Genomic DNA, 20,383 nt, shown 5'->3' with positions numbered 1-20,383 from the left:
TGTGCCAGAGACTTTGCTCGCACAAACTTTTTGCTAATCACGTATAGTCCGTTTACTACAATTTTAACTTGTAAGTTAACCCAATGGTATAAACATCGAGGTCGGTAGGCACGAGAGCATAATCTCTAAAAAATGTGAGTCCCACACTATTGCGTTTATTTACGGTATAATCAACGCCTGCCTTATATCTTATTTGGTCAAAATCCTCTCCAATTTTGTAAAAAAAGTCTGCCGAAATGGATGGCGTAAACCTTGTTTTATTTGGATAGGCTAACTCAATTTTGTTTCTTAAATAACTCTTTGTTTCTTCCAACCCTGTATCTGTATCCTTAAATTGGTCTTGATAACGAAGTCGGTAACTCAATTTGAAAATGGAGATTTTTCTATCATAATCAATATTAGCATAGAATCGATGAAAAGGTTTATAGATGTAGGCATCTTCGCTTTTATCCCATTTTTGTCTTTTCGAAAATCGATAATAAGCCGAAACCTCCCAGTGTTTATTGATTTTATATCCTAATCCAAACTCTCCTACGTAGGAACCAACCGCTGTAAAATTATCCGTTGTTCGAACCTGCAAATTGGCATTGAGACTGATATGCTTGTTTAACTTTTTCTCAAGTGAAAGTCCTGTCCAAGAACGTAGGTCTGTTTCCTGCCCCAACATCTTAAAAGACATAAGAAGCAATAGCAATAGGATTCTTTTCATATTAGTGTTAAATGTGGTTAAATACTGGTTGAGCTTTTGACAGCGACGAAAACTTTGACCTATTTCCTATCGCTTTACATAAATCAACTATGCAAGCATCAACTAATGATAAAAAATAGTCATTCTTGTACCGTCTTTCAGAAAATCAATTTCATGAATTTCTACTCTGTGAACGTCTAAGCCTGTACGTGTTCGTAAATCTTGTAAAAGTTCTTCTCTTTTTTCTGGTGTAATCAGTTCTATCCTTTCATACATCACAATTTTGGAGTACTCCTTTCGCATGATTAAGCCACTCTCTAACAACCATGTAACAAATAATATTAACCCATTCAGTACCGATAATTCGTCCCATCCTCCTTTGCTCACTGCCGAAATCAACCCTATAGCTATTACCATAAAAAGATAGGTCATGTCCTTGGCAGAGATACCCTCAGTACGATACCGTAGCATCGAAAACACGGCAAACAAACCAAATGCTGCACCCATCGACATTACAACTTTATTGAGCATATAGGTCAATAAAAAAATGATAATATTGAATACAAAAAAGGTTAAAAACAGATCTGCACGTCGATAATTTTTATAATAAATCAAGCGAATCAATATCAAAACAGCCAATAAATTGATTCCCATTCGGATAAAGAACTTGGCTGGTAGTTTGTCTATCCACTGAAAACTTTCAGTAACTTGTGGTGAGGTTAGTTGTTGTAAGATGGTCATGGTGCGCCAATATTTTTGAGACTCTTCTTAAATGCTTTTTAAACTTATTCTGCTTGATTTGCTGATACAAACTAATTATACCGAAACAATACTTACTAATACCGCCTTGTTTGAGTCGATACTTTCGCATAAGGTCGATAAAAGGAGATTGACTCACTTTTTCTTGTTTCACCTCGGCAATGACAATAGCAGAATAAACTTTTTGTTGCTCTTCAAACTCGAAAGTAAGGTTTAGGTCTATCGTCAGGCGTTCTGCCCCAACCTTACTTACCAAAGTAATACGCTGGTAGTTTACCCACAGAATACCTTTTAGCGATTCAGGAATGATATCTCGTGTAGTTTTTTGTAAAAAATCTGCACTATTTTCTTCCAATACCTCAGTTATTCCGTCTTGGCTAATTCGCGTTTTTTTGGTTCTACCTTTATTGTTTTTGTATTTGATTTCAAAAAAAGAAAGACTCGATTCAACGTAATTTCTAGCTCTTACCTTGTAGCGATTGAGCAAACCATTTTGATGTGCTTTGTAAAGTGCCAAATCATCGGTGTCGTAGTACAATGTTTTGTAGTTACAAAGTCGATTATCGTCTATTTCCAATACTCGATAAAATGATTGTGCTTCTCGCAAAATATCAGGCAATAACGCCAAAGGAATCAAGTACTTAACATCCATACGGTCCATGAGTTTTACCCCATCCATTTCCGCTAAAGTAATCGGTTCAAATAAACTAGTTTGTATTTGAACCTCTTGCATAAACATCTCAGAAACCATACAAATACTTTTTGATTTGAATTAATTTCCCTTTCGCATCATAAGTTTTCTTCTCTGTCTTCAGTCCGTTGCCATTGATGATATATACCGACCTGCTATCCAATTCATTGCGCTCATTGTAATGCAACACTTCAGATTTTTCTTTAAAAGAATCGTATTTGTACACCTCTCTTTCAACCTGATGATTATTGACATCGACAACAGTCTCCTCTACTTTATCGTCAAACTCGTTGTACTTTGAAAGCACTTTGCGCTTGAGCTTTCCTGTTTTATCATATTCTATCTCCTCTAATACTTCACCTAGTTTATTAAACTTTTTATAACTGTCGTTGCGCGTCACTTCTTTTCCTCCCACATATTCTGTGATTAGTTCTGTGACAGTTTTAATCTTATTTTTCTTTACCTCTTTTTTGCTTTGTCCATAACTTAAATAGGACGTAGCAAGCAAAAGGATTGCGATTGGGTAATGTTTCATATTTGTCTGTTAGAGATTTTATATTGATGCTTAAAAGATTTGGCAAAAAATTTCGTTGTGTTAGGTTATGCATTTATTTACCATGACTTGAAATGTTAAGAAACTGTTGCCTACTTATTAAAAAAGATTCTAAATAAAATCACCACATGAGTGCATTAGATAGTTTCAATAACTCAAAATCTTGCGCACTTACAAGGAATCATTCTCTTATTCATAAAACCCCTAACTCTCCTCAAAATTCTTTTGCAAATCAACGGATAAAATTTGAGACCATCAGCAAGTTAGGCACAGAGTGTAGAAGTTACGTTTTTATCTGTAGATTTTAACTTTTGTTAACATGAATTTTATGCAAAAAATGGCGTTTTTGAGTTCAAAAACGCCATCTGTATACATAATTTTTCTAATTTTCTACAATTAATAACACTTTTAAAAAATACAAAGTCTTGTTAGTTCGCTACTATTTTGACTTGGATTTTTCAGTTAAAAACTGGTCGATTTCTGAGGCTCTTTTCAAAATTTGTTTTTGCAAACCTTGAATTCCTTCCTCAAAACTTTTCTCATTTGTTAAGTGCGAATAGGGCGCTTTCTCTCTAAGTGCGGCCTGTTTTATCAGGCTTACATATCCATCCACCTGTTTGTTGAGTTTGGTTGCTTGCCAAGTATTTTTTCTGAAAGTTTCTACTTCCTTCAAATAAGAGCCATAATAGGTTGGATCTTGCGCAAGATAAGCAATCAACACAAACTGTTTAGGGCAATCTTTGAGAGACAGAGCAAGCCCTCTATTGGGCATTCTGAAATCCTTAGGTGGTTCTGGCATACCTTCAGGGATAGGAAAATTGGGCTTATTGTTGGTCGAAATTGCTTCGTTGTTATCCCAAGGGATCCAGACCAAACCACGGTTGGGTGCGTTGTATAAATAAAAATTATGAGCCATTGCCCCATAAGTATCCCAATTGGTCATGGCAGTATTGATAGCCAACCATTTGATAAAATGTTTCATATCAAAGGTTTTTTCAAGATTAGAACGCCATTGGGCAGGAGATACCAATCTGCTCGAGTCATTCAGAGCTCTTACAAACGACTGAACATCTTGAAATTTCTTTTCCTTTTTAAAATTCTTTTTTTCAAACTCTTTTTCTCTAAATCGCTGAAAAGTTGATTCTGGTTTATAAATATTACCAGTTGAATTACCAAATTGCGTCGATATCATGGTATCGTCAATTACCTCCACCATGGTGTATACACCTGCATATTGTACGCCATCGCCATAGTCGAGATATACCTCATAAAAAGCAGTCTGAGCAGTTGGAATACCTGCTTGGCGATATATATCGCTTGCTAGTTTTTCACGAATCAGCGTGTTGTCATGAAAGGCAGGCGACATAGATAATTCATGAAAACCATATAAGTCTGATTTTTCATATTTATCAAAATCTAGCCTAAAAGGCATTTTGTACACCCCCGCTCCCCACGAACTCATCAAGCTCGAATTTCCTTTGAGTCTGAACCCAATGTTTGTCCATTTTTTTCCCTCAAATTCTACAGCGCAAGCAACGTATCGAGGCTCATCGCTTGTCCCCATTGGAGGAGGCATCATTTCGCCATCTCCTCCTCGCTGTGGTGGAAACACTTCGGGGCGTTTGCCATCTTGTGACATCGGTGGAAAGTCCTTCTGGTTTGGACGTTCACCATTGGGTGGTCCCATGCGAGGAAAAGAAGATTTACCAAATTCGGTATTAAACTTTTCCTTCATGTCTATTTTAATACTGTCCCAATCAGCTTTTGAAATAGAAATCGTGATTTTATTTAACTGGTTTTGTGGGAAAACCTTAGCATAATTCGGTGTAGTAGAAACCTGTGCATCTACCCATGAAAAGTTAGCTAACAGGATAAGGGCAAACAGTGAACATACAAGTGTTCTTTTCATAATGTATTCAATTTGAAATGTTTAGATAATCAGTTTTTTCTCCGTTAGCATAACCAAACATGGCTACTGCGAAGGCATAAATAACTGTTTCTCAAAACTATACAATTAATCTATGAATAAATTTTTAAGGTAATGGATGATAGATATAGAATGTCTATTTGTAGAAAAAGACATGGGCTCTAGCGTTTATCTACACAAAGGCATTCTTGATAGACAGTTGGCGTGATTTTGGAATTTTCTTACGTTAGTTCAACACTTTGTAATAAAAGCACATACTTGAAAAACATGAAAGTATTCGAAAAATATCAGTTAGTATTTCATATTGTTGGTTGGTCGTTGGTATTCTTTTTACCAGTGCTCATGATGCCCAATAGTTTCTATAATCGTCCTGAGTTTAGTCGATTTTTCACGGTTCAATGCTTCAATAACTTGGCATTAATGGCTGCCTTTTATATCAATTTACTGTTACTTGTACCTAAGTTTTTGATGAAAAAACGAGGTGATATATTCTCTATTTATATCATTCTTGGATTTGTAATCATATTAGCTTTGCATTGGGCATGGTCGCATTATTTTCTCAAAATGCACGGTTTTGACATGGGAATGCCCAAGATGCCCCCACCTTCTGAATGGAAAGGCAAAGTAGATAATTTGCCTCGCCCGCCAAGGATGTTCTTGCCATTTCCACAATTGATGAACGCCACCTTGACGTACTTTTTCTCGATTATTTTCAGTACATCGTTGGCATTATGGCAAGAACGTTTGCGAAACCATGACCTACAACAGCAAATTTTGTTGGAAAAAGTAGCGGCCGAATTAGCCGTTTTAAAACTTCAAGTAAGTCCTCACTTCTTGTTCAATACGCTTAATAATATTCGTTGGTTGGCACGCAAAAAATCTGAACATACCGAAGACGCAATAGTAAAACTCTCGCAGCTTTTGAGATATATGTTGTATCAATCTGAGAGTGATAAAGTGCCTCTGACGCAGGAGTTAGACTATCTCCAAAATTATATCGAGTTACAAAAAATGCGTATCTCAGGTAAAAATTCAGCCGAGTTTTCATACGAGGGTCCCATACATTTATATGCTATTGAGCCACTGTTATTTATACCCTTAGTCGAAAATGCCTTTAAGTACGGATTGCACAGTATAGAAGAATCTCACATTTTGATTAAACTTTCTGTAGCAAATGATACTCTAAGGTTTATTACCGAAAATCGAAATTTTGACCACAATTTTAAGGAAGAAGACAAGACAGGCATAGGTTTACAGAATGTAAAAAAGCGCTTAGCACTACATTATCCTGAAAAACATGAGTTAAAAATAACAGAAAACGACTTATTCATCGTTGAAGTACTTATACAATTGTAATTATCTTAAACCAAAGTCATTCCCCAAACGAAGCGATTTAGCTTGCTTTTTAACCAATAATTAAACAACGCTGCATCCCAAGATACGGCTATCTTCGGCACTCTCTCCTATTTGTAATCCAATATACAAATCCATTAATACTTGTTCGTAATCGCTCAAAATCCATCAACTGTTATGAATTTTATGAAACCATCAACTCAATCTGACTATCCTACTAAACTAAAATGTATCGCCATCGACGACGAGCCTTTTGCGCTTGAAATGATTGCTGACGATATTCAAAAAGTCCCATATTTGGAATTAGTGAATACTTTTTCTAGCCCTTTTGAGGCTTGGGAGTTGATTAATTCAGGACAAATCGATTTGGTATTTTTAGATATTCAAATGCCTACACTTACAGGTACACAATTTTTACGAAGCTTGATTCAGCCCCCAATGGTCATTTTTACAACGGCATATCAGCAATACGCCATGGAAGGATACGACCTCAATGTGATTGATTATTTGCTCAAACCTATTCCGTTTGACAGATTTTTGCGTGCTACCAACAAGGCCTATGAACTCTACACGTTACGTCACAAAGAAGTCGCCGAAACTACTGCTCCTGAAGTAGACTATGTCGTAATTAATGCTGATTATAAGAAGATTAAGCTATTTTACCAAGATATTTTATTTGTAGAAGGACTTAAAGACTATGTAAAAATCTTTACGGTAAATGACAACAAGCCTATCCTAACCCGCTCAAATTTGAAGGCTATGGAAGGCAAACTTCCTGCACAATATTTTTGTAGAGTACACAATTCATACATTGTTTCTTTACAAAAAATTACCGCTTTCCAAAAATCTAAAATTGAGATTGGTCGTGTGGAAGTGCCTGTAGGAAGTAGATTTTTACCCGCATTCGAAGAAATTTATCAGGGACAACTTCGATAGCTTGATACTGATTTTTAATGAGTTGGTCGACAAATCCCGATAACTGGTCACAAAGTAAATATCGATAGACAACGTTCTGGGTAGGTTTTATGTCTAGTTTTTTGAGTAATCTAAGTTTTACCGACCAACTCTCAAAATATCATGAGCTTTATAAATACCTTACAAGAAAAAAACCACCCTGAAGTGGATAGCGAGAAGCGTTTTTCTATTTTAATTCCTTCTTGGAACAACTTACCTTATTTAAAGCTTTGTATTGAAAGTATCAGGAAAAATTCTCTGTTCAATCACCAAATCATCGTTCATGTCAACGAAGGTAAAGACGGAACGTTAGAATGGGTTCGAGAGCAATCAGATATTGACTATACTTACAGCGCTAATAATATTGGTATTTGCTATGCTCTGAACTATGCTGCCCAACAGGCAACCACCGATTATATTTTATACATGAACGATGATATGTATGTGTGTCCAGACTGGGATAAAGCGATTTCGGATGAAATCAAAGCCATTGGACATCCTTACTTTTTCTTGTCTGCCACCATGATTGAACCTTACAATACCAATAACAATTGTGTGATTCATCATGATTATGGAACAGATTTGAAGTCATTCAACGAAGATAAACTTCTGAAAGAGTACCAAACATTTAAAAAACCCGATTGGACAGGTGCCACTTGGCCTCCCAATATTGTACACCGTGACATTTGGAATGCAGTTGGTGGATACAGCGTTGAATTTCATCCGGGGATGTATTCTGACCCTGATTTTTCGATGAAACTCTGGAAAATGGGTATTCGATTATTCAAGGGCGTTGGCGAAAGTAAGGTATATCATTTCTCTGGCCGCTCAACGGGGAGAGTAAAGAAAAACAAAGGGTATTTTACTTTTATCCAAAAATGGGGAATGACATCGGGATATGTTATGACACATTTTTTACACAAAGGAGAAGAGTTTCACGGTATGCTCACTGAACCAGTAGATAATGCTGCCGCAAAAGTTAAGAACTTATTCAAACGTGTTTCTGCGAGTTTGCATGCTTAATGGACTGTAAAGGTTCATTTTAAGAATAGAATATCAAAAGCATTTTTCTATCAACAAAAGACTTTTACCTATATTACGTTATATAACAAAGCCGAGTAATGTAAGTTCCTCGGCTTTTTGTATTTACTAAACCTCCATCTACTATGAAATCAATCTTTTGCTTATGCTACGCACTATTTTTTACGTTGGGAAGCTGTCATTCCTCTACAAAAAGCTATAAAAATGGCGATCTTATTTTCCAAATTTCACGTTCTTCGCAGAGCAAAGCCATTCAATTAGCTACACATTCTAAGTATTCACATTGTGGGATTATTTATCAAAAGGGCACGGAGTATTTCGTGTTTGAGGCAGTTCAACCCGTTAAACTCACGCCGTTGAATGAATGGATTGCAAAAGGCGAAAAACATCATTTTGTTGTAAAAAGGCTAAAAAATGCCGAAAGCATTCTTACGCCGAAGGTACTAGATGCGATGCAAAAAGAAGGAAAAAAACTTCAAGGAAAAAAATACGATATCTACTTTGGCTGGGACGACCAACGTATCTATTGCTCAGAACTCATTTGGAAAATCTACAAGCGTGGTGCCAATATCGAAATTGGGAAGCTTCAAAGATTAAAGGATTTTGACTTAGAAAATAAATTGGTCAGAAAAAAATTAGAGGAACGATATGGAAAACGAATTCCTTTGGGCGAAAAAGTCATCTCTCCAGCCAGTATTTTTGAAGACTCTCAACTAGTTGAGGTAGATCGAAATTAAAAATAGGTGTAGGGTCCAAGTTAACTAATAGTAGAGTAGAGAAGTTTAGAGGTTAAACTAAGGTCAAAATCTCATTATTTCATCGTGGTCTTTTACCTCTCTGAAAATGGGACTTAAGATTTTTATAAGATTATCAATCAATCTTTGGGCATAAATGCCATATGGGTCAAGGGTCGGGTCTAATATGGTAAGTTGTATGCCTGCCACTTTCGGATGCGCCATCAAGGGTATCAAAAGCTCTCGAAGCTCCTCATACGACATTCCTCCTGGTTGAGGACTATCTACGGCTGGCATTACTTTATGGTCTAAGACGTCTACATCGAGATGAATCCAGAAACCATCCCATTTTTTGCCTCAATGTGCATAAAAAATAAAGACAGTAAGGTATCTATTCCCATCTCACGGAGGTGTGACAACGGTACATATTCAATCTGCGAAGATTGTATGAGACCCACGTATTCGGGGTCCCAATACCTATTACCTATACACCAAACATTTTCTTCTTCAAAGTAGGGTTCTAGCTGATGGATATTGGTGAGCTTTGGGTGACCATGCCCTGTCACAATAGCCAAGTCCATCCCAGCGGCACCGCCAGTTTGTGACATAGAAGGCAACACAAAATCTGTATGGCCGTCCAAATACATCAATCCGTAATTACCTAATTCTTTCAATGCCAAGGCATTGCCTATCAGAATACTACAATCACCGCCAATGACGACCGGAAAGGAATCTGTAGAGAGTACCCTTTTTAGTTCTTGTGCTTGCACTTTGGCATACTCAGCTATCTTGTAGGCATTGAGCACACCCGAAGCTTCATCAAACTGCGAACTGTAAGGAGGAGCCGCCAAATGGATTATCTGAGCAGGGTTAAGTTTATCATACAAACCATGCTTTTTCAAGTGCTGAGGCAGTTTACTTACACCTGGCTCTTTTCCTTGGGCAGATTCTTTCAGACCCAAATTAGAGGGTGATTCAATGATAATAAGGGGTTTCATAAGCCTTATATCGTTTTATATGGAACAAAGTAATCAATTCAATTGAGCTTTGAACAGAACAATAGTAGCAAACCGATTTTAAGTAAATTCAATACTTAATCCAGCACTGTGACTGGCATCGGTGAAATCAATTCATTGTTAGTCAAATAATCACTATTCAATCCATTCGCAGAAATAGCCCCAAGATTGTAATCGCTTGGGTATGGCTTCTATTTCTAAATAAGGACTATCAACTCTCAAAATCCTATCACAATCCTCTAAATCGAAATTGAACTTATCATGCGGAAATACTTCATGCAAACGCTGAAGCAATTGGGCGGCGGTCTTCGGACAACTAACCTTTGTCCGAAATATTTCTACTTGGTTTAGAGTAGTCGACATAATTACGTTTTTTATTTTTTACGTAAAAATATAGACAAATAAATTATTTTGCGAGGTTATTTATGACAAAAGTAATGGTTTTTTACGACAATCAAACAATTTGAATACTTTTTTTATTCAAAAATTAAAAATATTTATCTGCAAATGGTAGGCAAGGCTATTTTACGATTCCTTCGAGTTGCTGGAAGATGGGCACGAGGGATTGTCCTCTTTCGGAAAGATTATATTCGATATGGAGTGGCTTTTCGCTGATGATAACTTTGTGCAGGATACCTTCAGATTCTAATTCTTTGAGGGCAGTTGCTAACGATTGCTTGTTGGCACCTTCTATTTCTCTCAATAATGTATTGAAACGAATAGGGCCATTTACGGCAAAACGGAAGATTTGAGGCTTCCATTTTCCTGATAATGTCTTTAGCAATCCTTCAGCAGGACAAGTACTTTCGGCTTGATTTTTGGTAGTCATGTTTTTTTGACCTCTTGTTTATACAAAATTTGGTACCCAAATTTACTGATAATTACTCGTAGGAGTATATGATATTTGTTAATAAACAAAATGGTAACTAGTGTTTGGCGTAGTTTATTGTTCTAATAAGTAGAATGTTGTAATGAGTCATAACGAGTTTTTTTGCAAAAATAATAACGACCAGACTTCAAAAATTTCGTGTCTTTAATACTAAAAGCAATATCCTAAGCTAAAAACCAATTTTTATTTGTAGTACAATTTTACCCTATTATTCAATGAACTCTCTCTTTAAAAACTTAATAATTATTGCCTTGTTAAACAGCCTTGGTGGGTATACTAGCCAAGCACAAAAGAAAAATTCTATGAAAGATTCTAAATCGAATCCACTCTTGTGCGATCCCGAAACAGGAGTTTGCGAGATTGATACTACGTCTACAACTGGTGATTTTGACTATCAATTCCAACAAAAAAAATTAATCAAGATTATTTATTTCACTGATCCAATTTGTTCTTCATGCTGGGGTATCGAGCCTCAACTTCGTAAACTGAAGCTTGAATATGGGAAATATCTCGAAATCGAATACCGCATGGGTGGTTTATTACCTGATTGGAGCTACAATGCTGGTGGTATTAGTAAACCGTCTGACGTAGCACACCACTGGGATGAAGTAAGCGCGCACTACGATATGCCTATTGATGGTGATGTATGGCTAGAAAACCCTCTGGCATCCTCGTATCCTCCTTCTATTGCATTTAAGGCAGCACAATTGCAAGACGAAGCGAAAGCTCAAAAGTTTATGAGAAGAATGCGTGAAATGGTTTTCCTGGAAAAGAAAAACATTGCAGACTGGAATCAAATTAAGGCAGCAGCTATCGAGGTAGGTTTGGATACAGAACAACTTCAGCAAGATTATGCAGGTAAAGCTACAGAACTCTTCAAAGAAGATTTGTTATTGGCAAGAAAAATGGGCGTAAGAGGATTTCCTACGCTATTGCTGAGTAATTCGCTCAATAAGACCCAAGTTATTTACGGTTTTAGACCTTATCCCTTGTTCGAAACAACCATTAGTAGTTTGGCTCCAGCAGTATTTAAAGACAGCTATGATAAATCTTGGGAAGCTTTATTTGCCAAATATCCAACACTTACTGCTAGAGAGTTCACCGAATTGAGTGGAAAATCTCGTCAAGAAAGTGAAAAGCTACTAAAACAATTAACACAAGAAGGAAAACTCCAACAGCATACTACAAAAAATGGAAGTATCTGGAAAGTGAAATAGATATTGGTGCTGAATTCCTCTGTCAGAGCTAAAGCATAAATAGCTATATGACCAAAAATTCCCATTATCGGATGAATACATTCACCCGCTAATGGGAATTACTATTATATCAGTTCAGCAGAGGCTATCGAAAATATATAAGTCTTATTTTTGTCGCATCTAGGTATGATTTCATTAATATACCTATCCTTTCAAGCGAAACTCCACAGGCGTAAGTCCAACCTCTTTTTTGAATAATCTGGAAAAATAAGGAGGATTTTCAAAACCTAGTTGATACGCTGTTTCAGCAATAGTATTGTCTGTTCCTAACAAAAGATTTTTAGCTTCGTCAATCAAGAAGATATGGATATGCTCTAGAGCCGTTTTGCCTGTTTCTTGCTTCAATAGATCACTCAAATAACGAGCAGAAGTATGAAGCTCACTCGCAATGGCATGAACAGATGGCAAGCCAAATTGTTGAATTTTACCACTTTCAAAGTAAGTTCTCAATATTTTCTGAAATCTTGAAACGGTTCCTCCCGACAACTGCGTACGATTGATAAACTGTCTTTTATAGAAACGTTGTGCATATTTAAGAATCGAGTCAAGATGTGCCAAGATAATATCCTTGCTAAATTCATCTTGATTATTTCGATATTCAACGCCAATTTTTTCGTACAACTCCCACATAATCAACTCCTCATTTGGCGAAAGGTGTAAAGCTTCGTTGATTTCGTAATCAAAATATCCATATTTTTTGATTTCATCGTGCATAGGATGCCCCAACAAATAATCTTCATGGACGTAAATCACAAAGGCTTTTTCCGAAAGCTCAACATTGTTGATTTCCAAAACCTGTCTTGGTTTCACAAAAGACATAGAACCATTATCGTGGTCATACTTGGTTTTGCCATACAAAAAAGTCCCAGATTTGATTTTTTTGAGCGCAATCATATAAAAATCAGCCGTAAACTTGCTTTCTCCCCACGAGCAAGTCGAAAGCTCTTGGCAGGTCAGCAAGCTTATCATAGGATGCTCTGGCGACGGATACCCGCTTCGCTCATGTAATTCGGTTATGGTTTTGTAGTGCTCCATAGTATTTTTGACCGCAAAAAGTCTATATCTGATAAAAACCTAAAAATGTGCAAGTTACCCCAGAATGAGTCTTAAACTATTGAATTCAAATATTTAATATTGCACAATACTACTCTAATATTTAACCACTAATTTCCCAATAGTAGTTCCTGACTCTAATTGAGCGTGCGCCTTTTTGAAGGTTTCGGCACTAAGTCCTGAAAGCGTATTATTGTGAGTAGAAACCAAAACTCCCTCCTCTAATAACGTGGCAACTTTATTCAAAATATGATGTTGTTCAATCATATCATCAGTCTGGAAAGTTGAGCGGGTGTACATAAATTCCCAAGAAAAAGTAACGCTTTTGCTTTTCAATTTATTCAATAAAATTGGCGTACCACTGCCCGTGATAGAATTGATATGTCCTTGAGGTTTGATAAGCTCTACAACAGCATACCAGTATCCATTGATGTCGACAGCATCATAAATGAAATCAACAAAATGAAAACCTGCTTGACGAACCTCATTGACCAAATCTTTGTGATTTACGACCACATCGGCACCCATTTTTTTACACCATTCTATTGATTCGGGACGAGAAGCCGTAGCAATAACCGTTAGACCTAGTAATTTTTTAGCCAGTTGAATCGCAATAGAACCTACACCACCAGCTCCTCCTATAATCAACAAAGTTTTACCTTTATCTTTTTCAGGGTTTAAACGCATACGATCAAACAAGGTTTCCCAAGCCGTAAGAGCAGTCAAAGGCATAGCAGCCGAAGCTTCAATAGAAAGAGATGTGGGTTTCTTTCCAACAATTCTTTCGTCAACTAGCTGAAATTCAGCATTACTTCCTGAGCGAGTAATATCTCCCGCATAATAAACTTCGTCACCCACTTTAAATAGAGATACCTCCTCTCCTACCGCTTCGACAATCCCGACGGCATCCCAACCAATAATTTTGGGGTTCTCTAAAACAGTATCTTTTGCGGCGTTCTGACGGATTTTAGTATCTACAGGATTGATAGATACTGCTTGAATTTTCACCAATAAGTCTCGTCCTGAAGGATTAGGTATTGATGTTTCAAACTCTATAAAACTGTCTGGTGATGATATAGGCAATGAGGTTTTGAATCCGATAGCTTTCATTTTTGATGATTTTATAAAAAAATAGATAAAATAAGAATTGTTCTAAAAATTGTGACGCTGGTAAAATTACAAATATGCGATTTATACTTCAATAAAGTTTCCCTCAAGCAAGGAATAAAGTCGCTCGCTTGAGGGTATTTTCATTCAAAATTCACAACTCAAAATTCAGCACTAATATCTAGTGTCCGTGCGCTTTGGCACTAACCTCCTTGTTTTCTTCCCAAGAAGCAAGACGTTGTTCGTACACAGATTTTACAATAGGATAACCCACTTTTCCTAAAATTAATCTCAAAGGAGGTTCGGTCGAAGCAATTAAATTGAGTACAGGCTCAACGGTAGCTTCGGGTTTGCCATAACTATCAGGAGTACTGCCATTTCTGAAAGCCGCTTTTAAGTCATCATAAGCTGGGATTTCCTGCGTTTGTGCGGCAGAAGCTCCCGCCCAATCAGTAGAGAAACCATTTGGCTCAATCAAAGTAACATGGATACCAAATGCTTTTACTTCTGTAGCCAGTGTTTCGCTCAAACCTTCAACCGCAAATTTTGATGCATTGTACAAACCAAGCGTTGGCAAAGTGAATAACCCTAACACACTAGAAACCTGAATAATATGTCCCGATTGTTGGGCACGCATATAAGGCAATACCGCCTGAGTAACCCATAGTAGCCCAAAGAAATTCACCTCCATTTGTTGGCGAGCCTCAGCTTCAGTAGTTTCTTCGACAGCCCCAAAAAGACCATATCCAGCATTATTGATAAGAACGTCGATACGACCAAAATGTTTATGGGCTTTTTCGACCGTTTCCAACACTTGTTCACGATTGGTAACATCTAAAGGCAATGGTAAAATTTGCGAACCGAATGCCTCGACCAAGTCGTTTAAATCATCAGTATTGCGTGCAGTAGCTACGATGTTATGACCTTGTTCTAAAAGAGCTTTTGCCCATATTTTCCCGAACCCACGAGAAGCACCAGTAATAAGAATCACTTTTGACATAAGAATAATTGTTTTGTTTGATGTGACAAAATTACTGGATGCCTACGGCTCAAGGCTTATACAAAATTCCGAAGATATGATACATTTTTACGTAGCCCCTAGAATCAGCAGTAGAACACCATGCAACAGGACGCTTACCTTAAGCAGAGGATTTATTTTCGTAAAAATATAAATCACAAATGATATGAAATCCCTTATTAATGTCATAGGACTCATTGTAGGATCTTTTTTATGTAGTTTCAAAAAAGAAAACTCTATCCCTTTTACCACTACCACCATCAAAGCACCTTTTGGTACAGTCAGTGTAAAAGCCCCGAATTTTAGTAAATCATCCAAACTATCAATTCTTGATTTTGGAGCTGAAAAAGGAAATCAAGAAAAAACAACTCGAGCTATTTCAAAAGCCATCACACAAGCAAATAAATTAGGAGGAGGTACAGTTGTTGTACCCGCAGGAGAATGGCTGACAGGCAAAATTCATTTGAAAAGCAATGTCAATTTACATCTAGAAAAAGGAGCAACACTCCTATTTTCGGGTAATCCTGCAGACTATTTACCGACTGTACATAGTACATGGGAAGGCATGGAATGTTATAATTATTCGCCCTTAATTTATGCTTATCAATGCAAAAATGTAGCTATTACGGGAGAAGGAGAAGTAAAAGCACAAATGGATACATGGAAAATCTGGTTTGCCAGACCAAAACCCCACATGGAAAGTATCAAGCGTTTGTATTTGCAAGGCATCAGCTATACTCCTGTAATTCAGCGCCAAATGGTGAACGACACAGCACATTTACGTCCACAATTTATTCAATTTAATCGCTGTGAAAATGTTTTACTTGAAGGAATTTCGATTCAAAATAGCCCTTTTTGGACTATACACCCTTACCTATGTAAAAACGTTATCATTCGTAAAGTCAACGTGTACGCACACGGGCACAACAACGATGGCGTAGACCCCGAAATGAGTCAAAATGTATTGATTGAAGACTGTGTTTTTGATCAAGGTGACGACGCCATTGCAATCAAATCTGGACGAAATCCAGAAGGATGGAGATTAAAAACACCTTCAAAGAATATCATTATTAGAAATTGTTTAGTCAAAAATGGACATCAACTAGTAGCCATAGGAAGTGAGCTATCAGGAGGAATCGAGAATGTGTGGATACAAAACTGTGAAGTAGTAGACGGCGCAAAGCTATTTCATTTGTTATTTATCAAGACCAATGAAAGAATGGGTGGATATGTCAATCATATTTATGTAGAAAACGTAAAATCAGGAAAAATCGACCAAGGCATATTAGGGATCGAAACCGATGTTTTGTATCAATGGCGTAACTTAGTACAGACCTTCGAAAAAAGGCTTACCCCTATCAAAAATATATTTTTGAATAACGTTCAAGCGTCAGAAGTCAAGTTTATTTCAAGAATATTAGGGCAAAAAGAATTACCGATAGAGAACGTCCGACTCAAATCGGTAAAAGCCACCAAAGTTATTGACCAGCCATCTAAACATGAAAATGTAAGCAATTTCAAATCAGAGTAAAAATTAATCCCCGCAACCGACCAGAGGAAACCAAGTCTGCGGGGATTGTCTTAGGTATATGAGATTAAGACAACCCGTAAATAAAAGTATTTAAACTAATTCTTCTAAAATTTGCGACATTGACTCTGAGCCTTCAGATGGAACAAAATTTTACAGATAAAGACAGGGTGGTTAAAATATAGACTATGATAAGATCTATTTATACTTTTTATCTCTTACCAATCTAATACTATTAAACTCTGGAAATACACGAATATCATCCTCTGGTATAATTCCTCGCCGAATCCAATTTGTGACAACAGACTCATCCGCTATAGCGTACTTTTTACAATAGTTTTTTATTGTAAGCCAGTCACTTAATTCGATAATTTTCCCCTCTAAAATTAGAAAATTCTTTGCATTCTCAATTAGCTCTTTAGCTTGATTAAGAAGATCATCAGTTTTAACGCCAGAGATTTCTATCATTATCTTTAATTGGGCTTTCGCCTTTTTATAGTTTGAGTTCTTCAATCATTTGATTGATTTTCAGAATTGAGTCTAGATAGTTATTGATTTCGTCATCAGAGAGTTTTTTTATTTCCTCTTCTAGCCTCCTATAAAGACTTTCTTTTGACTCCTCAAGTGCTTTAATAATCTGTTCTTTCATATTCTGTTTGTCTATTTGTTTATTATACAAATAGGCTAAATGTTCGGTTAGCAAACAAACACATTATGTACTTTTTCGCTAAATAACTCTGAAAGAATTCAAAGTCATTTAATATTCTATTTATAATAGTACGATTAAAGACTTCGTGGAGCATCCACAAAATGAACGTACGAATGTTATTCCAATTCCTATATAACACGAATAAAAGACCCGAATTTGTAACAAGAATTGATTCAAATAATTTGTTTCAATTCCTACGTGGTACGATTACACGGTCAATAGTCGTATTTGCTGAATCAAGTTGCTCATAGTTGAATTCCTACATGCTACGATGAAAGGGAATATATGGAAAAAATCGGAATCAAAATTGGTGTTTCAATTCCTGTATGGTACGATTAAAGGTACAAAAAGAAATTGAAAAAAGGTATGGTTCTAAAAGTTTCAATTCCTAAATGGTACGATTAAAAGGATCCTATTCAAATCAAAAGTAGTAATTATTCTTTGTTTCAATTCCTAAATGGTACGATTAAAAGAAAATCATTGGTTTGGTTTCTCACAATAGCTCGAATAGTTTCAATTCCTAAATGGTACGATTAAAAGCCGTTTGAAAAATGGCCTTGATTTGATAAAATAACACTTTTTTCCTCGAAAAAACTAGAAAAAAATCGTCGATGTGTAATGATAGGATTTACCCCGTACATCGACGACTATTGATTATCAGAAACTTAACTCCAAAAACTCTCCCTTTGATTGATAAAATTTCAGGATTTCAATGAACTTTATGAGACTCGACGACTTGCGTATATCATTATACGTCATAAAAAATTATCTGTACTCATACGCTCTACTCCTATTATTTGCTTGTCAAGCCAACGCTCATTCCTGCTCTTAAAGATAATCAAACTATCTTCATTTTCGTTCATGATTTTTCGTGCACCTATCTCTAATTCCTTCAATTTTACCTCCGTAATTTCCCCCTCAAATACCGAATTTTGAATCCAGTTTAAATACTTTCGGCAATGTTTCATCATTTTGCTTACTCGCTTTTCTCCCATATCATACACCAAAATCACATACATATCAATCAATGTTTTAATTTCATCAACTTTATCCACTAAGCCACTCATTCACAAGCCACTAGTTGATACTACCACATCATTTTAAACGGCTTGTAAGTCTCTATTCCCAAAATATGCTTGCTGAGTTTATAACACTCTAACTTTACCAAGTGCTTGTAGCTAACGTTACGTCCTAATGTTCGATGTTTAAATGTCTCTTTTAATCGTTCGTCGAATGCTTGGACAAATACCTTCTTGGCGCTATCTTTCAATACACATCTGTTGGTATCTTGTCGAAAATCATTCGCTTGTATTTGCTTTTTATTCAATACACTAAAAATGGTTCTATCTACCAACAATGGTTTGAATATCTCCGAAATATCCAATGCCAATGAATATCGTCGAACGCCTGGTTCATGCAAAAAACTAATCGTAGGATTCAGTTGTGTATGATAAATTTGGTCCAAACACATCGTATAACACATCATATTGCCAAATGAAATCAAGGCATTCACTTCATTTTTAGGTGGTTTTTTACTGCGATTTCCCATCTCAAAATCATTGATTATCGTATCAAAAGCATCATAATACGCCTGACGAATATTACCTTCTATCCCCATTAATTCATCTACTTTTTGGGCACTTTCAATCAAAGAAACGTAATTTTCTATACGTTCCAACGAACTGGTAACATCTTTACCTCTACTCTGGTAATATTTCAAGTTACGACTCATATTAAACGCCGCTCCATTAATCAAGGTCTGGGCAATAACCATTCGTTTTTTATCAGAAATATAGTGCTTGGTTTGCTCTACTTGCATTTTGCCAGCCAACAGGTAATCTTTAGACATAAATGAGCCAGTGTAGTGCTCATAATAATCAAAAAATGTACCGATATATGGTTTTTACCCATAAAATTAAACAAGGCACTATTGGCATCCAAACTTCCAAAACAATACAAATTATCTACCGACTCAACAGGTATTGGGCGAACTTGACCTTCGTTTCCGTGTTCATCTACAGGGGTAAAATACAGCGTATTATCCTTACGGCTCATGCGTCCAGGATTAAAGAGGTAATAGGATTTTTTCATGATATCAAACGGTTTATATTGTGGTGTTCAAACGATGTTATTCTTCTACTTCACCAGACCAACAAAAATCAAAATAGCTACATGAACGACATTTGGATATAGATAGTTTGGGAGGACAGACTTCTCGATGAATAATCTCAGAAACATCTTTTATCCAATTTTCGATTTCAGACATTTCATCATCAGGCAATTCAACCCGTTCGGTAGTTCGAAGTTTTGGGTATTCGATAATGCCACAATGTGCAGGAATACCATTTTTTCTTAATAAAAAGAGATAAAATTTTACCTGAGCCACATGGGCTCTTTCCTTGGCATCCGACTTCTTAGTCTCATGGACAATCCCTTTCTGAGCATCAAAAAAGTCTATCTTTGCCGAAGCTCGAATACCACCATCCAACTCTGCCAAAATTTCTAATTCTTGGTTTTTCTCCGCTCGCTGCGGATAGCTTTCTTCCCCAATAAGTTTACCTTCATAAACCACATCAGAAGTATGTTCCATCGTAATACCGTTGGCATGAAGCCAAAGTTTTCGATGACAAAGATGATAGTAGTTGATAAGCGTAGCGTTGATGTTCATGGTAAAAAGAATTTATCATCTTCCCAACTATCAGGGTTGGAATAAATATAATTTGAGATTTTTTGAAAACTATCTACGTCTTTAATAATATGTTCCCAGTAACGTTCCTGCCAAGCAAAACCCAATGAGGGAAATATTTCATTGATATGCTTAGTACATACCGATTTGAAAGAACGAATGACAACTGGTACACCACTCGCCTTGGGAGCAATAGATTGGTAAAACTTTGTTTGTTTTTTGACATCGTTAACTGCCTTTTCTTTGGATTCTTTCAACACCCCAATATCAATTATTCCATGGATGTGATTAGGCATTACAATAAATTCACCTAAGGTTACATGAGGAAAATGTTTAGGAATTTGGTACCAAAATCCCTGTATCAAAGCTCCTATACTAGATAATTTCATTTTTTTATCCTTACATTCTCCAAAGAAATGCT

General features: G+C 36.4%; 23 protein-coding genes and 1 pseudogene. 6 read left to right on the top strand and 18 right to left on the bottom strand.

Annotated features, from left to right (window positions below; genetic code table 11):
• Positions 1 to 55 precede the first annotated feature (55 nt).
• From BWI92_RS10740 to BWI92_RS10720, 5 genes are all read right to left on the bottom strand, one after another.
• Entirely contained in the window at positions 56 to 709 is a 654-nt protein-coding gene (locus tag BWI92_RS10740; protein WP_095162988.1) for a DUF2490 domain-containing protein, read from the bottom strand.
• A 102-nt stretch (positions 710 to 811) separates the two neighbouring features.
• The gene (locus BWI92_RS10735) at positions 812 to 1,429 is read right to left on the bottom strand and encodes a DUF4956 domain-containing protein (RefSeq protein WP_095162985.1); all 618 of its coding nucleotides are present in this window, start codon (positions 1,427 to 1,429) and stop codon (positions 812 to 814) included.
• Positions 1,389 to 2,198 (bottom strand): polyphosphate polymerase domain-containing protein, encoded by an 810-nt coding sequence (locus tag BWI92_RS10730; RefSeq protein WP_095162983.1) that lies wholly within the window; start codon positions 2,196 to 2,198, stop codon positions 1,389 to 1,391. The genes BWI92_RS10735 and BWI92_RS10730 overlap by 41 nt, the downstream gene beginning before the upstream one ends.
• Positions 2,188 to 2,673 carry a hypothetical protein gene (locus tag BWI92_RS10725; protein WP_095162981.1) on the bottom strand — a complete coding sequence of 162 codons (486 nt, stop codon included), beginning with the start codon at positions 2,671 to 2,673 and terminating at the stop codon, positions 2,188 to 2,190. The genes BWI92_RS10730 and BWI92_RS10725 overlap by 11 nt, the downstream gene beginning before the upstream one ends.
• A gap of 457 nt (positions 2,674 to 3,130) precedes the next feature.
• On the bottom strand, positions 3,131 to 4,600 hold the full coding sequence (locus tag BWI92_RS10720) for a CotH kinase family protein (RefSeq protein WP_095162978.1): 1,470 nt from the start codon (positions 4,598 to 4,600) through the stop codon (positions 3,131 to 3,133).
• Positions 4,601 to 4,885: 285 nt separating this feature from the next.
• Here BWI92_RS10720 and BWI92_RS10715 point away from each other — a divergent pair, with 285 nt between their 5' ends.
• The 4 genes from BWI92_RS10715 (at position 4,886) to BWI92_RS10700 (ending at position 8,703) form a co-directional block, all read left to right on the top strand.
• Positions 4,886 to 5,974, top strand: coding sequence for a sensor histidine kinase (locus BWI92_RS10715; RefSeq protein WP_095162977.1), 1,089 nt, complete (start codon positions 4,886 to 4,888; stop codon positions 5,972 to 5,974).
• A 183-nt stretch (positions 5,975 to 6,157) separates the two neighbouring features.
• On the top strand, positions 6,158 to 6,907 hold the full coding sequence (locus BWI92_RS10710) for a LytTR family DNA-binding domain-containing protein (protein WP_095163373.1): 750 nt from the start codon (positions 6,158 to 6,160) through the stop codon (positions 6,905 to 6,907).
• 141 nt (positions 6,908 to 7,048) lie between these two features.
• Positions 7,049 to 7,948, top strand: coding sequence for a glycosyltransferase family 2 protein (locus BWI92_RS10705; protein WP_095162975.1), 900 nt, complete (start codon positions 7,049 to 7,051; stop codon positions 7,946 to 7,948).
• 143 nt (positions 7,949 to 8,091) lie between these two features.
• Positions 8,092 to 8,703, top strand: a complete 612-nt coding sequence (locus BWI92_RS10700; protein WP_095162974.1) for a YiiX family permuted papain-like enzyme — start codon at positions 8,092 to 8,094, stop codon at positions 8,701 to 8,703.
• Positions 8,704 to 8,766: 63 nt separating this feature from the next.
• On the opposite strand, the gene BWI92_RS28490 is transcribed toward BWI92_RS10700, so the two are convergent.
• From BWI92_RS28490 to BWI92_RS10685, 4 genes are all read right to left on the bottom strand, one after another.
• Complete coding sequence (locus tag BWI92_RS28490) at positions 8,767 to 8,997, bottom strand: hypothetical protein (protein ID WP_217903404.1); 231 nt, start codon at positions 8,995 to 8,997, stop codon at positions 8,767 to 8,769.
• A 20-nt stretch (positions 8,998 to 9,017) separates the two neighbouring features.
• Entirely contained in the window at positions 9,018 to 9,698 is a 681-nt protein-coding gene (locus BWI92_RS10695; RefSeq protein ID WP_217903403.1) for an arginase family protein, read from the bottom strand.
• Positions 9,699 to 9,851: 153 nt separating this feature from the next.
• Positions 9,852 to 10,079, bottom strand: a complete 228-nt coding sequence (locus tag BWI92_RS10690; protein WP_095162972.1) for a hypothetical protein — start codon at positions 10,077 to 10,079, stop codon at positions 9,852 to 9,854.
• A 157-nt stretch (positions 10,080 to 10,236) separates the two neighbouring features.
• The gene (locus BWI92_RS10685) at positions 10,237 to 10,545 is read right to left on the bottom strand and encodes a helix-turn-helix domain-containing protein (RefSeq protein ID WP_095162970.1); all 309 of its coding nucleotides are present in this window, start codon (positions 10,543 to 10,545) and stop codon (positions 10,237 to 10,239) included.
• Positions 10,546 to 10,907: 362 nt separating this feature from the next.
• Between BWI92_RS10685 and BWI92_RS10680 the strand changes: the two genes are divergently transcribed.
• Entirely contained in the window at positions 10,908 to 11,822 is a 915-nt protein-coding gene (locus BWI92_RS10680; RefSeq protein WP_095162968.1) for a ClpXP adapter SpxH family protein, read from the top strand.
• Positions 11,823 to 12,005: 183 nt separating this feature from the next.
• On the opposite strand, the gene BWI92_RS10675 is transcribed toward BWI92_RS10680, so the two are convergent.
• From BWI92_RS10675 to BWI92_RS10665, 3 genes are all read right to left on the bottom strand, one after another.
• Positions 12,006 to 12,896 carry an AraC family transcriptional regulator gene (locus BWI92_RS10675; RefSeq protein ID WP_095162966.1) on the bottom strand — a complete coding sequence of 297 codons (891 nt, stop codon included), beginning with the start codon at positions 12,894 to 12,896 and terminating at the stop codon, positions 12,006 to 12,008.
• 114 nt (positions 12,897 to 13,010) lie between these two features.
• Positions 13,011 to 14,024: a zinc-binding alcohol dehydrogenase family protein gene (locus BWI92_RS10670; RefSeq protein ID WP_095162964.1), complete on the bottom strand. Its 1,014-nt coding sequence runs from the start codon at positions 14,022 to 14,024 to the stop codon at positions 13,011 to 13,013.
• 178 nt (positions 14,025 to 14,202) lie between these two features.
• Positions 14,203 to 15,021, bottom strand: coding sequence for an oxidoreductase (locus BWI92_RS10665; protein WP_095162962.1), 819 nt, complete (start codon positions 15,019 to 15,021; stop codon positions 14,203 to 14,205).
• Between the two features lie 184 nt (positions 15,022 to 15,205).
• On the opposite strand from BWI92_RS10665, the gene BWI92_RS10660 reads away from it, so the two are divergent.
• Positions 15,206 to 16,570, top strand: a complete 1,365-nt coding sequence (locus tag BWI92_RS10660) for a glycoside hydrolase family 28 protein (RefSeq protein ID WP_095162960.1) — start codon at positions 15,206 to 15,208, stop codon at positions 16,568 to 16,570.
• A 195-nt stretch (positions 16,571 to 16,765) separates the two neighbouring features.
• Here BWI92_RS10660 and BWI92_RS10655 read toward each other — a convergent pair whose 3' ends face one another.
• From BWI92_RS10655 to BWI92_RS10630, 6 genes and pseudogenes are all read right to left on the bottom strand, one after another.
• Positions 16,766 to 17,035 (bottom strand): hypothetical protein, encoded by a 270-nt coding sequence (locus tag BWI92_RS10655; RefSeq protein WP_141234747.1) that lies wholly within the window; start codon positions 17,033 to 17,035, stop codon positions 16,766 to 16,768.
• A gap of 25 nt (positions 17,036 to 17,060) precedes the next feature.
• Positions 17,061 to 17,216 carry a hypothetical protein gene (locus tag BWI92_RS27285; protein WP_176464393.1) on the bottom strand — a complete coding sequence of 52 codons (156 nt, stop codon included), beginning with the start codon at positions 17,214 to 17,216 and terminating at the stop codon, positions 17,061 to 17,063.
• Positions 17,217 to 18,031: 815 nt separating this feature from the next.
• Positions 18,032 to 18,343 (bottom strand): CRISPR-associated endonuclease Cas2, encoded by a 312-nt coding sequence (cas2, locus tag BWI92_RS10645; protein WP_229362952.1) that lies wholly within the window; start codon positions 18,341 to 18,343, stop codon positions 18,032 to 18,034.
• Positions 18,344 to 18,363: 20 nt separating this feature from the next.
• Positions 18,364 to 19,331 (bottom strand): annotated as a pseudogene (gene cas1b, locus BWI92_RS10640) (type I-B CRISPR-associated endonuclease Cas1b).
• Positions 19,332 to 19,404: 73 nt separating this feature from the next.
• Complete coding sequence (cas4, locus tag BWI92_RS10635; protein ID WP_095162953.1) at positions 19,405 to 19,944, bottom strand: CRISPR-associated protein Cas4; 540 nt, start codon at positions 19,942 to 19,944, stop codon at positions 19,405 to 19,407.
• The gene (locus tag BWI92_RS10630) at positions 19,941 to 20,351 is read right to left on the bottom strand and encodes a transposase (protein WP_141234746.1); all 411 of its coding nucleotides are present in this window, start codon (positions 20,349 to 20,351) and stop codon (positions 19,941 to 19,943) included. Before BWI92_RS10630 ends, cas4 begins: the two co-directional genes overlap by 4 nt.
• Positions 20,352 to 20,383: the final 32 nt, after the last annotated feature.

The sequence above is a fragment of the Flectobacillus sp. BAB-3569 genome (genome assembly GCF_002270355.1).
GTDB lineage: Bacteria > Bacteroidota > Bacteroidia > Cytophagales > Spirosomataceae > Flectobacillus > Flectobacillus roseus.
Note: the sequence above shows the minus strand (reverse complement) of the source record. Positions and strands in the feature narration are given on the sequence as shown.